This window comes from Bradyrhizobium sp. LeoA1Lang, from assembly GCF_055413685.1.
This window is the reverse complement of record NZ_JBVAPG010000052.1, coordinates 15,706-29,572: the sequence shown is the minus strand read 5'-3', so window position 1 is coordinate 29,572 and position 13,867 is coordinate 15,706. Positions and strand designations below refer to the sequence as shown.

12 protein-coding genes are annotated in these 13,867 nt (G+C 64.7%); 4 read left to right on the top strand and 8 right to left on the bottom strand.

Annotation, left to right across the window (positions count from 1 at the left end; translation table 11 throughout):
- Positions 1–151: 151 nt before the first annotated feature.
- From ACZYOF_RS19095 to ACZYOF_RS19085, 3 genes are all read right to left on the bottom strand, one after another.
- The gene (locus ACZYOF_RS19095) at positions 152–1,363 is read right to left on the bottom strand and encodes an NAD(P)/FAD-dependent oxidoreductase (RefSeq protein ID WP_463716732.1); all 1,212 of its coding nucleotides are present in this window, start codon (positions 1,361–1,363) and stop codon (positions 152–154) included.
- A 340-nt stretch (positions 1,364–1,703) separates the two neighbouring features.
- On the bottom strand, positions 1,704–2,957 hold the full coding sequence (locus tag ACZYOF_RS19090; protein ID WP_463716748.1) for a Spy/CpxP family protein refolding chaperone: 1,254 nt from the start codon (positions 2,955–2,957) through the stop codon (positions 1,704–1,706).
- Between the two features lie 727 nt (positions 2,958–3,684).
- The gene (locus tag ACZYOF_RS19085; RefSeq protein WP_463716731.1) at positions 3,685–4,341 is read right to left on the bottom strand and encodes a S24 family peptidase; all 657 of its coding nucleotides are present in this window, start codon (positions 4,339–4,341) and stop codon (positions 3,685–3,687) included.
- A 183-nt stretch (positions 4,342–4,524) separates the two neighbouring features.
- Here ACZYOF_RS19085 and ACZYOF_RS19080 point away from each other — a divergent pair, with 183 nt between their 5' ends.
- Entirely contained in the window at positions 4,525–4,869 is a 345-nt protein-coding gene (locus ACZYOF_RS19080; RefSeq protein WP_463716730.1) for a DUF952 domain-containing protein, read from the top strand.
- Positions 4,866–5,963, top strand: a complete 1,098-nt coding sequence (locus tag ACZYOF_RS19075; protein WP_130577671.1) for a quinone-dependent dihydroorotate dehydrogenase — start codon at positions 4,866–4,868, stop codon at positions 5,961–5,963. Before ACZYOF_RS19080 ends, ACZYOF_RS19075 begins: the two co-directional genes overlap by 4 nt.
- Before the next feature lie 100 nt (positions 5,964–6,063).
- On the opposite strand, the gene ACZYOF_RS19070 is transcribed toward ACZYOF_RS19075, so the two are convergent.
- From ACZYOF_RS19070 to ACZYOF_RS19050, 5 genes are all read right to left on the bottom strand, one after another.
- Entirely contained in the window at positions 6,064–7,392 is a 1,329-nt protein-coding gene (locus tag ACZYOF_RS19070; protein ID WP_463716729.1) for an MATE family efflux transporter, read from the bottom strand.
- A 3-nt stretch (positions 7,393–7,395) separates the two neighbouring features.
- Positions 7,396–8,130, bottom strand: a complete 735-nt coding sequence (locus ACZYOF_RS19065; RefSeq protein WP_463716728.1) for an MBL fold metallo-hydrolase — start codon at positions 8,128–8,130, stop codon at positions 7,396–7,398.
- Positions 8,131–8,148: 18 nt separating this feature from the next.
- Complete coding sequence (locus ACZYOF_RS19060) at positions 8,149–8,454, bottom strand: DUF6460 domain-containing protein (RefSeq protein ID WP_165421018.1); 306 nt, start codon at positions 8,452–8,454, stop codon at positions 8,149–8,151.
- Between the two features lie 100 nt (positions 8,455–8,554).
- Positions 8,555–10,207 (bottom strand): ATP-dependent DNA ligase, encoded by a 1,653-nt coding sequence (locus ACZYOF_RS19055; protein WP_463716727.1) that lies wholly within the window; start codon positions 10,205–10,207, stop codon positions 8,555–8,557.
- Positions 10,204–11,244, bottom strand: a complete 1,041-nt coding sequence (locus ACZYOF_RS19050; protein WP_463716726.1) for a ligase-associated DNA damage response exonuclease — start codon at positions 11,242–11,244, stop codon at positions 10,204–10,206. Before ACZYOF_RS19050 ends, ACZYOF_RS19055 begins: the two co-directional genes overlap by 4 nt.
- 135 nt (positions 11,245–11,379) lie before the next feature.
- Here ACZYOF_RS19050 and ACZYOF_RS19045 point away from each other — a divergent pair, with 135 nt between their 5' ends.
- Both ACZYOF_RS19045 and ACZYOF_RS19040 read left to right on the top strand, forming a co-directional pair.
- Positions 11,380–12,306: a class I SAM-dependent DNA methyltransferase gene (locus ACZYOF_RS19045; RefSeq protein WP_463716725.1), complete on the top strand. Its 927-nt coding sequence runs from the start codon at positions 11,380–11,382 to the stop codon at positions 12,304–12,306.
- Between the two features lie 241 nt (positions 12,307–12,547).
- Positions 12,548–13,774, top strand: a complete 1,227-nt coding sequence (locus ACZYOF_RS19040) for an ABC transporter substrate-binding protein (protein WP_463716724.1) — start codon at positions 12,548–12,550, stop codon at positions 13,772–13,774.
- The last annotated feature ends 93 nt before the right edge of the window (positions 13,775–13,867 follow it).

Here is a 13,867-nt window from a genome sequence, read left to right as displayed (position 1 = left end):
GTCATTGCGAGGAGCGAAGCGACGAAGCAATCCATGTTTCCGCAAGTGGAGGCATGGATTGCTTCGCGGAGCCTGTCATCGGGCGGCGCTACGCGCCGACCCGTTGGCTCGCAATGACGGCATCATCGCGCGATGCGTCCGAGTCCGAGGCTTACGATCGCACGGCCGGCGGCGCCTGCAGTGTTGGCGCCGCAGCCGCGAGAATCTCCGCACGATCACCTGTCCGTGGCGGATAGATCCGCACGTGATTGATCGTCTGCTTGGTCAATTTGGCGGCGGCCCCGCTGGTGCGCATCTGGCGATCCCATCCTTCCGTGTACAAGGCCCCCCACGCGCCGAGATCGAGCACGGTGACATACCAATCGATATGTAGCGGCAGCATCGTCCGCCCGAACAGGTCGGCGACGACATTGTGGCCTGCGAAGCGGCCCATCGGCCGGGCGAACTGGCAGGACATCACGGAGGCGTGGATGCCGTCCACGAAACTGCAGGCCACGTCGCCGGCGGCAAAGACATTCATTGCACCAGTTGCGCGCATGAATTGATCGACGATGACGCGACCATATCGGTCCCGTTCGACATCCAGCGTCTCAGCCAGCGGACTTGCGCGCATGCCCGCGCACCACACGACTGTTTGTGTGGGAATGATCTCCCCCGAACTGAGCGTGATGGCATTTGCGTCGAGCGCGGCAACCGTCACGCCCAGCCGCGTTTCGACGCCGAGCGCCGAGAGCGCCTCATTGATGACCGGGCGGGCGTTATCGCCGATCGTGACGCCAACCGCGGGATTGGGGTCGATGAGGATGATGCGTCGATCGCCGGTGATGGCGGCGCGATCGAGCTTGCCCGGCATCTCGGTTGCGACTTCAATCCCGGTGAAACCGGCGCCGACCACGACCACCGTGGAGCGCGCTTCCGATGGCGCCGCTGCGCCAAGCGCTGCGAGGTGTGCGTCGAGCCGGACGGCAGCCGCATAGGTGTCCACGTCGAAGCTGTTGGCGGCGAGGCCGGGAATCGCCGGACGCGCCAGTTCGCTGCCAAGCGCCAATACCAGCCGATCGTAAGTCAAAACCTCCGGGCCGTCGCGCGTTACAACGCTCACCTGCTGTTCGACCGCATCGATCGCTTGCACCTCGGCAACCCCATGAGCGACGCCGATAGGGTCCAGCACTTCGGCAAGCGGGATCGCCGCCTTGCTTAGGTCGACTTCATAATTGCGAACGCGAATGTTGTGATAGGGATTGCGGTCGATCACGAGGATCTCGACCTCGGCCATCCGGCCGATCTCATCGCGCTTGCGCGCAGCGCCGATGGCAGCCCAGAGGCCGGCGAATCCCGCACCGAGGACAATAATGCGCGCCATTTCCTCTCCGAGCGCCCTCGCTTCTCCGAGCTCCGTCAGTGAGCTTGTCCTGAACCGACGCGGCAATCAAGCCGGGCGAGCCGGCGCATTTCACGTACTCGCGCATGATCCGGAAAAGTGGAGACCGGTTTTCCCTCGCGACAAACGCGAAGCGTTTGCGCGGAGATCATGCTCAAACAAAAAGCTAGAGCGAGATGATGATTCGAAGAAAAATCATCACGCTCTAGCGCACGCTCGCATGTCCAGCCCAGCTATTCCGCTTCTTAACGGACGACTAGCAAATGCGACAGGGATGCGAAGTGCTGCCTTAGCCGATCAGCGCCGCTTGACGATGGAAAAATCACACCCCCTGCTTCTTCGGCCCGAGCCCCTCGAACTGCGTCTTCTGCTCGTCACTCAGGTACCAATAGAAATCGTCGACCGCGTCGTTCACGCTTCCGATCGCCTCTCGCATCGCTTCCAACCGCGCCTTTGCGGCCTTAAGGCGGGCCGGCGGGGTGAGCGCGTCCTTTGGCGGGCATGCGCTTAAGGCTTCCATGGTGCCCATCGTGGTGTCCTGCACCAATTCGAGCGCGGCGCGTTGGGTATCGTTCAGTTTCAGGCTGGCGGCGATGTCGTCGAGGGGCCATTGCTGGGCGACGAGCTGGCGGTATTGCTTTTCGGCCTGTTGCTCGTCCTGCGGTTCGCGGCTCGCCTGGCAGGCGGCGTCCTGCATCTCCTTCAGCTTCGCGGCCGCAGCGTTAGCGCGGCGGTCGCGTTGGGGCGCGTTGAGCCGCGCCTTCTGCTCATCGCTCAGGAGATCGTAGAACTTTTGGAATGCCGGCTGAACGGCCTCAACTCCGCTCAGCATCGCGTTGACGCGGCTCTGCATGGCCGCGAGCCGCTCCAGCGCGGTGGTTGCGGCCTGTGCTGGACAGGAGGCGCGGATGGTGTCGCCGGCGGAAGTCCAGGCGCTCGCGAGCTCGTCGAAGGCTGTGCGCTGCGCCTCGTTCGCCGCGACCACCCGGCCGATCTGCTCGAGGGCAACGCCGGTCGTCTCGGCGGTGTCGCCGCCGCAGAGCTCCCGCACGAAGGGCGCTTTGCGATGCCGCCTCCCGGCGGGGCGCTCGGCCGCAAACGCTGAGAGATCGCTCGCAGCGTAAGGCGAGAAGATCGCGGCGTAGAGATCGCCGTAGCCATAGGCCCAGAAGCCGCTGCCATCACTGAGAAGCGCGTAGTCATAGAGATCGCTATAGGCGAACGGCCAGAACAGCGGACCGACCCAGCCGTATGAACCGTCGGCGTGCTGCCACCAGCCTTGTGCAGCTCGGCCGCCCTGCCAGCCGGCCAGGGCCGCGACGGCAGTGAGCTGCGCGCGCTCACTCGGGCGGATCGACTCGGCGGCGGAGCGAAGATCTTGCGGTCTTAAGGCAGCCATTCGGACGCGGCTGTGGCGCGCCGCCATGCGTGCGCGCCGAAGACCTGCGACCGACAGCATGCCGGCCATCGCGAAGCGCGCGACACCGACGGGGCCGCCAACGCGCAGGCGGAGGCCCGCCTCGGCCGCGCTTGGCAGCGCTCCCAGAACGACCAGGGCAAGGCCGGCCGCAGCCATTCCAAGGCGGGACTTTGGCATGATCTCTCCCTTGGCTTCCCTCCTCAGCGGCCAGGCCGCATCGCGTCACAAATATGACTCGGAGCGAAACCGAAAGTTCCCCCCGCGGTCGTTTTCATTCGGGTGAATCTGCGGTCAGGTGACGATGTCAAACCGCCGTGGTTACATCGTGGCGCATTTTTTAAACGGATATCTTCTTAGAGCGCCATGATTTTTCTTCGAATCATCATCCCGATCTATCTTTTTGTTTGAGCATGATCTCTGCGCAAACGCTTCGCGTTTGTCGCGAGGGAAAACCGGTATCCACTTTTCCGGATCATGCTCTAGAGATCGCTAATGCATTTTACGCGCGTCGACGCGAGGGACGTTTCATCCAAAATCGATCGCGGACGTCCGTAGTGGCAATGAAAAGCTACGCTGAAGCAGAGAAGTCCAGAGATCACCTTTCGCGAGATTTTTAGGGTTATTCGATTTTCGACTTTTGCAACAATATCCCTTCTATAGCGGCACAAGACGGGAAATCGCCTGATGTCTGGGTCGGGTCATTTGCTACGAGGGCGAGCCACCGGCAGACGCGGCTATGGCCACTATCTCGCCGAAAGCGGAAGCAAATCTAGTGCATTGGCGGATCCGTTACGGATGTGATTCAAGCTTCGAAGTCGTAGCCCTCGAAACTTGGTTCGAGGTATCAAGCATGTGCGGAGCGGTATCTTCGCCCGCGCTGCCCTCACTGCCTCACCCACACGATCCGCGCGATCCAGGCCACATCCTCGGCTGCGAGCGTGCGATCCGGCTCCGCCGGATTGAACGACTGCAATTCGAGCGTCTTTGCCGTGCGGCGTTTGCACTCCTTCACCAGCATCTCACCGTCCTTCGTCCGCAGCACCACGCGGTCACCGCGGCGGATCGGGGTTGAGGGCGACACCAGGATGACGTCGCCCTCGCGGAAAACCGGCCGCAGCGTATCGCCGGAGATTTCGAGCGCGTAGGCGTGCTCGTCCGGGATCGTCGGCAGCGCCACCTCGTCCCAGCCTTTGCCGGTCGGAAAGCCGTTGTCGTCGAAAGCATCGCTTGCCGCCGCCTCGGCGAGGCCGATCAGCGGCACCGAGGGGCCGCCGCGGCCGCCGCCATCGCCGATCAACTGCACGAAGGCGTCGATGGACACATTGGTCGCGGCGAGCGCCTTGGCGACCGATTCGGTCGATGGCCAGCGCTCGCGGCCGTCGGCGGTGATGCGTTTGGACTTGTTGAAGGTCGTGGGGTCCAGCCCGGCGCGCCGGGCAAGCCCGGACGGCGACATTCCGGCGCGCTCCGCAAGCCGGTCCAGCGCGGCCCAGACCTGGCCGTGGGTGAGCAGGCGCGATTGCTTGGGCGGTCTGACCATCGGAATTCCGCCGTTCGGATTTAGGAATTATTGCCGGAACCCGCGGCTTTCCGCAAATGTCCCCAATCGGCCCTGCTGTGGCGCTTGAGTTGCGCCACGGGCGTCGATACGTTCCCTCACTGACCCGACCAGTTTCGGGAAAACCCCAACAGACTCAAGCGACAAGCAGGGGACACCGGAAAGGTGCGCACGATCTATAAAATCAGCCCTGCCTCGGCCTGGCGCGAGGCCGAGCGGGCCGGGGTGTATCGGGGTAGTGCCGACGATCTGCGCGACGGTTTCATCCACTTCTCCACCGCATCCCAACTCGCCGGGACCGCGCGGAAGCACTTTTTCGGTCAGGCCGGCCTGTTCCTGATCGCGGTTGACGCTGATGCACTCGGTGACGCCCTGCGCTGGGAGCCTTCCCGTAACGATGAATTGTTTCCGCATCTCTATGGCGAGCTCGATCTCGGTGCGGTCACCGCGGTCTACGACCTGCCGGCACGCGCCGACGGCACCCATGTGATCCCGGAGCAGCTCCCGTGATCCGCGCCTTCGATGCCGTCTCGCTGCCGCTGCTGCGCTGGCTCGATCCGGAGGACGCCCACCGGCTGGCGATCCAGGGCCTGCGCTTCCTGCCGCCGATCCGCCAGCGGCTGGATGACCCGAAGCTCGCGGTGCGAGCGTTCGGCTTGAATTTTCCCAATCCGATCGGCATGGCCGCGGGCTTCGACAAGAACGCGGAGGCGCCCGATGCGCTGCTCAAGCTCGGCTTCGGCTTTGTCGAGATTGGCTCGGTGACGCCGCTGCCGCAGGCCGGCAATGCCAGGCCGCGGCTGTTCCGGCTCGAGCGGGATGAGGCCGTCATCAACCGCATGGGCTTCAACAATGACGGCGCGGCGGTGGTGCTGCGGCGGCTCGCCAGCCGCGCGCATCTTTCCGGCATCGTCGGCGTCAATGTCGGCGCCAACAAGGATTCGCCTGATCGTACCGCCGACTATGTGAAGCTGATCGAGACCTTTGCGCCGGTCGCGAGCTACTTCACCATCAACGTATCCTCGCCGAACACGCCGGGCTTGCGCAATCTGCAGCAATCGGCGGCGCTCGACGACCTCCTGGCGCGGGTCATCGATACCCGCGAGCGGGTGCGGAAGAATGCCGGCGACTCGCCGGTGCTCTTGAAGATCGCGCCGGACTTAAGTCTCGCCGAACTCGACGACGTCGTGCACATTGCGCGCTCGCGCCGCGTCGACGGCATGATCGTCGCCAACACCACGCTGGCGCGGCCCTCGATCTTGCGCGAGCAGGCCCGCGCGAAAGAGCAGGGCGGTCTCTCCGGGCGGCCGCTGTTCCGCCTGTCGACGCGGATGGTGGCGGAGACCTATGTGCGCGCGGAGGGCGCATTTCCGCTGATCGGTGTCGGCGGCATCGATTCCGGCGGCGCCGCACTGACAAAAATCCGCGCCGGCGCCAGCCTGATCCAGCTTTACTCCGCGCTGGTCTATAAAGGCCTCGGTCTCGTCGACGACATCAAGCGCGATCTCTCCTCGACGCTCCTGCGCACCGGCCGCGACTCGCTGTCCGAAATCGTCGGCGCTGATGCTGCGACAATTACCGCCGAGGACTGGCCGGTACGGTAGAGACTTCGTAGCCCGGATGGAGCGAAGCGCAATCCGGGAAGCCGCTCTCCGCAACACTGAAGGCCCCGGATTGCGCTGCGCTCCATCCGGGCTACGGCATCTACGGCTTGAGAAATGACGCCCTGAACAGCGCCGGATAGCGCAGCGCTTCCAATCCGCCGCGCGCGGCGTAGTGCACCAGCAGCGCGGTCCACAGCCCGGCATTGCCGAAGGGGCGCAGCAGGAACCAAGCGGCGAGGAAGATCACGAGCGACAGCACCATCAGATTGCGCATGTCGCGCGCCCAGGTCGCGCCGATATAGACGCCGTCATAGGCGAAGGCGAACACTGCCAGCAGCGGCGACAGGATCACGAACAGCAGGAACGCGCGTGCAGCCTGCCGCACCTCCGTGTTCGCGGTCATGATATCGATCAGCGCCGGCCCGAACAGCGCGAACGCCGCCATCACCGCGAGCGCGAACACAAAGCCCCAGACGATGACCAGCCGCACCGCGCCGGCAAACGCATAGCGGTCGCGCGCGCCATAGGCGCGGCCGCAAAGCTGTTCGGCGGCATTGGCGAGGCCGTCGAGGAAGAAGGCGCTGACCAGGAGGAAATTGTTCAACACCGCGTTCGCCGCCAGCGTGACGTCGCCGGCGCGGGCGCCTTGCGCGGTGAAGAACAAAAACGCCGTGATCAGCGCTGCGGTGCGGATCATGATGTCGCGGTTGACCGCGAGCATCCGCATCAGTTTTTCGCGCGCAAACAGCGTGCCGGGCGGGATGTCGAGCTGTCCGCCGGTGAGATGCCGCGCGATGAGGATGCCGAGCACCAGCCCGGCCGCTTCCGCGATCACAGCGGCGACCGCCGCGCCGGCGATGCCGAGATTGAACACCAGCACCAGCAGCATGGTCGCCGCCATGTTGACGACGTTAATCGCGATCTGCGTCGACAGCGCCAATGTCGCCCGCGCCTGGCCGATCAGCCAGCCGAGCACGACGTAATTGGCGAGCGCGAGCGGCGCCGACCAGATGCGGATCAGGAAATAGGTCTTCGCGGCTGCCGTCACGCCCTCGCTGCCGCCCATCGCGCTGAGCAGGATCGCCGAGAGCGGCACCTGCAGCACGATCAGCGCGGCGCCGATGACTGCCGCGACGATGAAGCCGCGCACCAGGATCGCACGCAGTTCCTGCGTCTCGCCGGCGCCGAGCGACTGGGCGGTGAAGGCGACCGTGCTCATGCGCAGGAACGCGAACAGCCAGAACATGCAGTCGAACAGCACGGAGGCCATCGCGACGCCGCCGAGCAGCGCCGCGTCATCCAGCCGTCCGATCGCGGTGGTGGAGACGATCCCGATCAGCGGCGTTGTCAGATTCGCGATCATCGCGGGACCCGCGATGGCGAACACCTGCCTGCTCGTGACCTCCGCGGATGGGTTTGGTGCGTGCATCTTCTAGAACACCACCACCATGCCGTCGCTGGCAGTGGTGTAGGGCAGCTCGTCCACGCGGCCGAGCATGTCGTCGCTCATATGGGTCAGCACCAGCCGCTTGGCGCCGATCTCGGGCAGATGCGCTTCCAGCGTCGTCAGGCTGAGATGGTTCTTGACGATCTTGTCGTAGGTATAGGCTTCCGCGATGAACAGGTCGGCGTTGCGCGCCGCCGGGATCAGCGCCTCCGTCCATTCGGTGTCGGCGCTGTAGCTGATGACGCGGCCCTCGGCCTCGATGCGAAGGCTAAGGAACGGCCCGCCGGATTCGCCGTGCACCACCGGATAGGGCGTCACCTTCACCGCGCCGAAGCTGCGGCTTTGTTCCGGCACCAGCGGTACGACGGAGAGATCGAAGCGCTGCTTTGTCTTCGACGAATGCTCGAACCGCGCTTCCATCACCTGTGGCAGTCGCGTCTCGATACCCTCAGGCCCCGCGATCACCAGCGGCCGGCTGCGCCGCGAGAACTGCGCATCTAGCAGGAAGAACGGCAGGCCGGCGAAATGATCGCCGTGGAAATGCGTGATCAGGATCAGATCGATCTCATCGCGCGCGATCTCGAGCCGCTTCATGGCCGGCAACGAGGACGCGCCGCAATCGATCAGGAAATCGACGCTTCTGCCGGTGACGTGGAAGCAGGTGTTCGCGCGGCCGCCGGAGCCGAAGGCGTCACCGCAGCCGACAAATCGCAGTTGCATCGCCCCGGTCCGCGACAGCTAGCGGCCGCGCGGCGTGCCGAACAGCCGCGACAACAGCCAGACCGGGATCACGATCACGGCGCCAAGCAGAAAATAGCGCCACAACCAGTTGATGGTGTCGAACCCTAAGTCCCACAGCCGCTGGAACAGCAGGCGGATGCTGTGGATGATGTTCCAGGGATCGAATCCAACAGCCGCGAGCACCACGCCGACCAGGATCGACAAGAGGATCAGCCGGAAGGCGACCGACAGCGGCGAGCCGCCGAGAAAGCGGTACAAACCGTCATTCTGGCTGGCCGGCAAGTCACGGACGTCGTCAGGCATTGCTGTCTCCTCGCGGGTCTGCATCCGCATTATAGGCAAGGCGGAGCACATGGGGAACCCGCGCCGCGCCGTCAATGCTTATCATCCACGCCTGGAACCTTTAATTTGCCGTCACACTCTTCAGCATCCGCTCCAGCGTCTCCAGCCGGTCGGCCTCGCGCGGCGGCTTGTCCCAGCGCAATCGGTTGATGCGCGGAAAGCGCATCGCGACGCCCGATTTGTGCCGTGGTGAGCGCTGCAGACCCTCGAACGCGACTTCCAGCACCAGCCCCTGGTCCGGCTCGTGCACGACGTGGCGGACGGGTCCGAATTTCTCGGTGGTGTTGCGGCGGACGAAGCGGTCGATCTGCAACAATTCCTCATCTGTAAAGCCGAAATAGGCCTTGCCGACCGGCACCAGCTCGTCGCCAGCATCGCCATTGGTCCAGACGCCGAAGGTATAGTCGGAATAATAGGACGAGCGCTTGCCGTGGCCGCGCTGCGCATACATCAGGACCGCATCGATGATGTGCGGATCGCGCTTCCACTTCCACCATTGTCCCTTCGGCCGTCCCGGCAGATACGGCGCATCGCGCCGCTTCAGCATCACGCCCTCAACCGCTTCCGCATCGAGCCCGGCGCCGGCGCCGGCGGGATCGGCGCGCGCCGCCGTCAGCGCGGGCCAATCGGTGAAGGGGACGGTCGGTGACAGGTCGATGCGCGGATCGGCGAGCTTCTTGATGAAGCTTTCCAGATGCGCGCGACGCTCCTCGAACGGCAGTTCGCGCAGATCGTTCTCGTCGTCGCCGAGCAGATCATAGGCGCGCAGATGGATCGGATAATCCTTCATCAGTTTCGGCGACACGACTTTGCGGTTCAGCCGCTGCTGCAGCACGTTGAAGGTCTGCACCCGCCCGTCGCGCAGCACCAGCAGCTCGCCGTCGATCGCGCCGGGCAGATGCAGCGAGGGCAACAGGTCCGGAAAGCTGTTGGTGATGTCCTCGCCGGATCGCGAATACAGCCGCACCTGCAAGTGCCCGCGTTCGTCGCGTCCAGCGACCGCCTGCACGCGGATGCCGTCCCATTTCCATTCGGCGATGAAATCGGCCGGATCGAGACTGGCGAAATCCGCATCCTCGATCGCATGCGCCAGCATCACCGGGCGGAACGGCGCCGGGTCGCGGTTGACGGGTTTTTCGGCACGGCCCTCCAGCCAGGCGAACAGATCGAGATAGGGCGGCGCCAGCCCCGGCCACATCAATTCGATCTCGTGCGGGTCTTTCTCGCCAAGTGCCGCGGCCGCGGTCTTCGCCAGCCGCGCCGAAATCCCGATCCGCATCGCGCCGGTGACGAGCTTTAGCAGCGCCCAGCGTCCGGTCTCGTCGAGTTCGTCCAGCCAGCGCGCAAGCTGCGTCGGCAGTTCGGTCTTGCCGAGCGTGCGCAGCCGGGTGACGACCTCGGTCAGTGTCGGGGGCGGGGGATTATTGTGGCCCGCCAGCGCCACTTTCGGCCACATCAGCGCCACCGTTTCCGAAAGGTCGCCGACGTAGTCATAGGAGAATCCGAACAGCACCGGATCGGTGCGCTCCATGATCAGGTCGCGGATCAGGCCCGGCTTGGCGTGTTTGAACGACAGCGCGCCGGTGAGCGCCGCCAGCGCATAGCCGCGGTCGGGATCTTCGGTGTCGCGCAGATAGGCCGTGAGCAGTTTGAGTTTATTGTTGCGGCCGGGCTCATAGGTGAGGCGATCCAGCAGTTCGGCGAAACGGTTCATGCCCCGCCTTCCTCGCCCTCGAGCACGGCCTCGGTCTCCTCCTCATCGCCATACCCGACGAGATCGAGCGGCCGCGCGGCAAGTCCGCGCGACTTGCACCAATGCACCAGCGCGTCTTCCTGGCCGTGCGTCACCCACACCTCGCCGGCGCCGGTGGCCCCGATCGTCGCAGTCAAGCCGTCCCAGTCGGCATGGTCTGAGATCACCAACGGCAGTTCGACGCCGCGCTGCCGCGCGCGGGCGCGCACCCGCATCCAGCCCGAGGCAAACGCGGTGACGGGATCGGGAAAGCGCCGTGTCCAGATGTCGGAGGTCGCCGTCGGCGGCGCCAGTGTGATGGTGCCGGCAAGCTCGGCCTTCTTCATGCCGCGAACCGGGCGCAAGTCGCCGAGCGCAACGCCGCGGCTCTCGTAATAGCGCGTGATCTTCTCCATCGCGCCGTGCAAATAGATCGGAGCGTCATAGCCGGCCTCGCGCAGCAGCGCGATCACGCGCTGCGCCTTTCCGAGCGAATAGGCGCCGACCAGATGCGCGCGCTCCGGAAACAGCGCCACTGAGGCCAATAGCTTTTTCACCTCATCCGCTGCATTGCCGTGCCGGAACACCGGCAGGCCGAAGGTCGCCTCCGTGATGAAGACGTCGCAGGGCACCAGCTCGAACGGCGCGCAGGTCGAATCGCGCGCATCCTTGTAGTCGCCGGAGGCGACGATGCAGAGATCCTTGCAGTAGACCGCGATCTGCGCCGAGCCCAGCACATGGCCGGCGGGATGGAATTTCACCGTGACGTCGCCGAGCCTGATCTCCTCGCCATAGCGCACCGCCTGCGTCGAGCCGGCGAAATTCTCGCCATAGCGCAGCCGCATCATGTCGAGCGTCTCCTGGGTGGCCAGCACCGCGCCGTGGCCAGCCCGCGCATGGTCGGAATGGCCATGGGTGATGACCGCGCGCTCCACAGGGCGGACCGGATCGATATGGAAGCCGCCCACCTTGCAGCAGAGACCGGCGGCAACTGGCATCAGGATGTCTTGGGGACGCATGCCGCCTATATAGGCAGTTTGGCCGCGATGTTTAGCCGTGGAGCGCAGCCCTTGACCCGCGCTTCCATCTCCCGGAAAAGTACCGCTTTCGCTGCCGGGCCGGCGCCCGGCCATGACCAATATGGTTCTTGACGTATGCCTAGACGTCTCTTCCTGTCCTCCGGCGATCTCGTTGCCGACCGCCGCTATGGATTCGCGCGCGACCTGCAAATGCGGGGCGATCTCGCCGCCGCCGCCGGCCTGCTCGAGCAGGCGATCGAGCTCGCACCGCATTTCGTCTCCGCCTGGTTCGTGCTCGGCGAGATCCGACAAAAGCTCGGCGAACGCGAGGCGGCGATCGCAGCTTTCCGCCGGGCCCGCGATGGCGATCCACAGGACCATCACGGCGCCAGCCTGCATCTGATGCAACTCGGCGCGGAAGGACTGTCCGACATGCCGAAAGCCTATGTGCAGGCGTTGTTCGATCAATACGCGCCGCGCTTCGACGAGGCCCTGCTGCACGATCTCGGCTATCGCGGCCCGTCGCTATTGCTCAAGGCGGTGCTCTCGGCGCGCGCCGCCGCGAACAAGCCCGCCTCTTTCAAGCGCGGCATCGATCTCGGCTGCGGCACCGGGCTCGGGGCGGCAGCCTTTGCCAAGAACGTCGATCGCTTCATCGGCATCGACCTGTCGCCGGGCATGATCGAGCAGGCGCGCGCCACGGGCCTCTATGCCAATCTCGAGGTCCAGGACATGCTGAACGGCCTGCGCGACAAGGATGACGCCAGCGCCGACCTCATCCTCGCGGCCGACGCCATGGTCTATGTCTGCGATCTCGCGCCTGTGCTGGCCGAGGCTGGACGTGTGCTCGCGCCCGGTGGCGTCGTCGCCTTCACCGCCGAGACGCATGAAGGTGAAGGCGTCGTGATCGGCGACGGGCTGCGTTATGCGCACGGCGCGTCCTACATCGGCGCAGCAATCGAGGCCGCAGGCCTGAACTTATCCGCGCTGCAGCCCGCCTCCACCCGCAACGAAGGCAAGGTGCCCGTCCCCAGCCTGGTGGTTGTCGCGAGCAAGACGTAAGTGCCGTAGCCCGGGTGAAGCGAAGCGTAACCCGGGACGGCTCGCAGACGCGGAGGCAGATGCCCCGGGTTGCGCTGCGCTCCACCCGGGCTACGGCATCGGACAAAACTTGAGTCTAGACGCTATCTTTTCCGCGCAGCGGAACTGCTCAAGCGGCATTGCGTCGCAAAGGCAAAAGTTCGGTATTGCCGAGCCAGGCGGAATGTTGATCATTGTTGTCGTCTAGGGAGAGACAACAACAATGAAAAAGCAAACGAGGCGCGAGTTCTGCGCCACCGCCATCAGTGCGTTCGCCGCATCCACCTTGCCCGCGCCCTATGTCTGGGCCGCCGAGAAGAAATATGATCCGGGCTCGAGCGACACCGAGATCAAGCTCGGCCAGACCGTGCCGCATTCCGGCCCCGGCTCGCTGTACGGCGTGCTCGGGCGCGTCGGCGAAGCCTATTTCCAGATGCTGAACGAGAAGGGCGGCATCAACGGGCGCAAGGTCAAATTCTTGACCATGGACGATGCCTATAGCGCGCCGAAATGCGTCGAGGCCACGCGTCGGCTGGTGGAGCAGGAGGAAGTGCTCGCGCTCTATGGTTCGCTCGGCACCGCGCCGCAGACCGCCGTGCACAAATATCTCAATTCCAAGGGCGTGCCGCAGTTGCTGCTCAACACCGGCGCGTCGAAATGGAATGACCCGAAGAATTTCAAGTGGACCATGGCCGGTCTGCCGCTCTACCCGACCGAAGCGCGCATCCTGGCCAAGCACGTCGTGGCCGTGAAGCCGGACGCGAAAGTCGGCATCCTCTACCAGAACGACGATTTCGGCCGCGATTTCCTGGGGCCGTTCAAGAAGGTGTTGGCGGATGCCGGCGGCAAGGCGCAGGTGATCATGGAGCAGACCTATGATCTCACCGATCCGACCGTCGACTCGCAGCTCATCAATCTCTCGAAATCGGGCGCCGACGTCTTCTACAACATCACCACTGGCAAGGCGACGTCGCAGTCGATCCGCAAGGTCGCCGAGCTTGGCTGGAAGCCGCTGCATCTATTGTCGGCGGGCTCGACCGGCCGCTCGATCCTGAACGCCGCGGGGCTTGAGAACGCAACCGGCATCGTCGCGATCCGCTACGCCAAAGAGGTCGGCGTGCCGCGCTTCGAGAAGGACCCGGACGTGCTCGCCTTCGAGGAATTGCGGAAGAAATATCTGCCCAATGTCGATCCCGACAACACCATCGCGTTCGCCGGCTACGGCCAGGTCGCGACCATGGCGGAAATCCTGCGCCGCTGCGGCGACGATCTCACCCGCGCCAATGTGCTGGAGCACGCCACCACGCTCGCCGGCTTCCACTCGCCCTATTTCCTCGACGGCGTCGATTTCAGCTACACGCCCGAGGACTACACGCCGATGAAGACACTCTACATCTCGATCTTCAACGGCAAGGACTGGGACATCTCCGACAAGCCCGTGACGGAGTAGGGGGCCGCGCCGCATCTCCGCTGTCGTCCCCGAAGGCGGGGACCCATAACCACAGGGAGGCGTTATGGCGTGCGCAAGCGGTTGCAGCGGAGC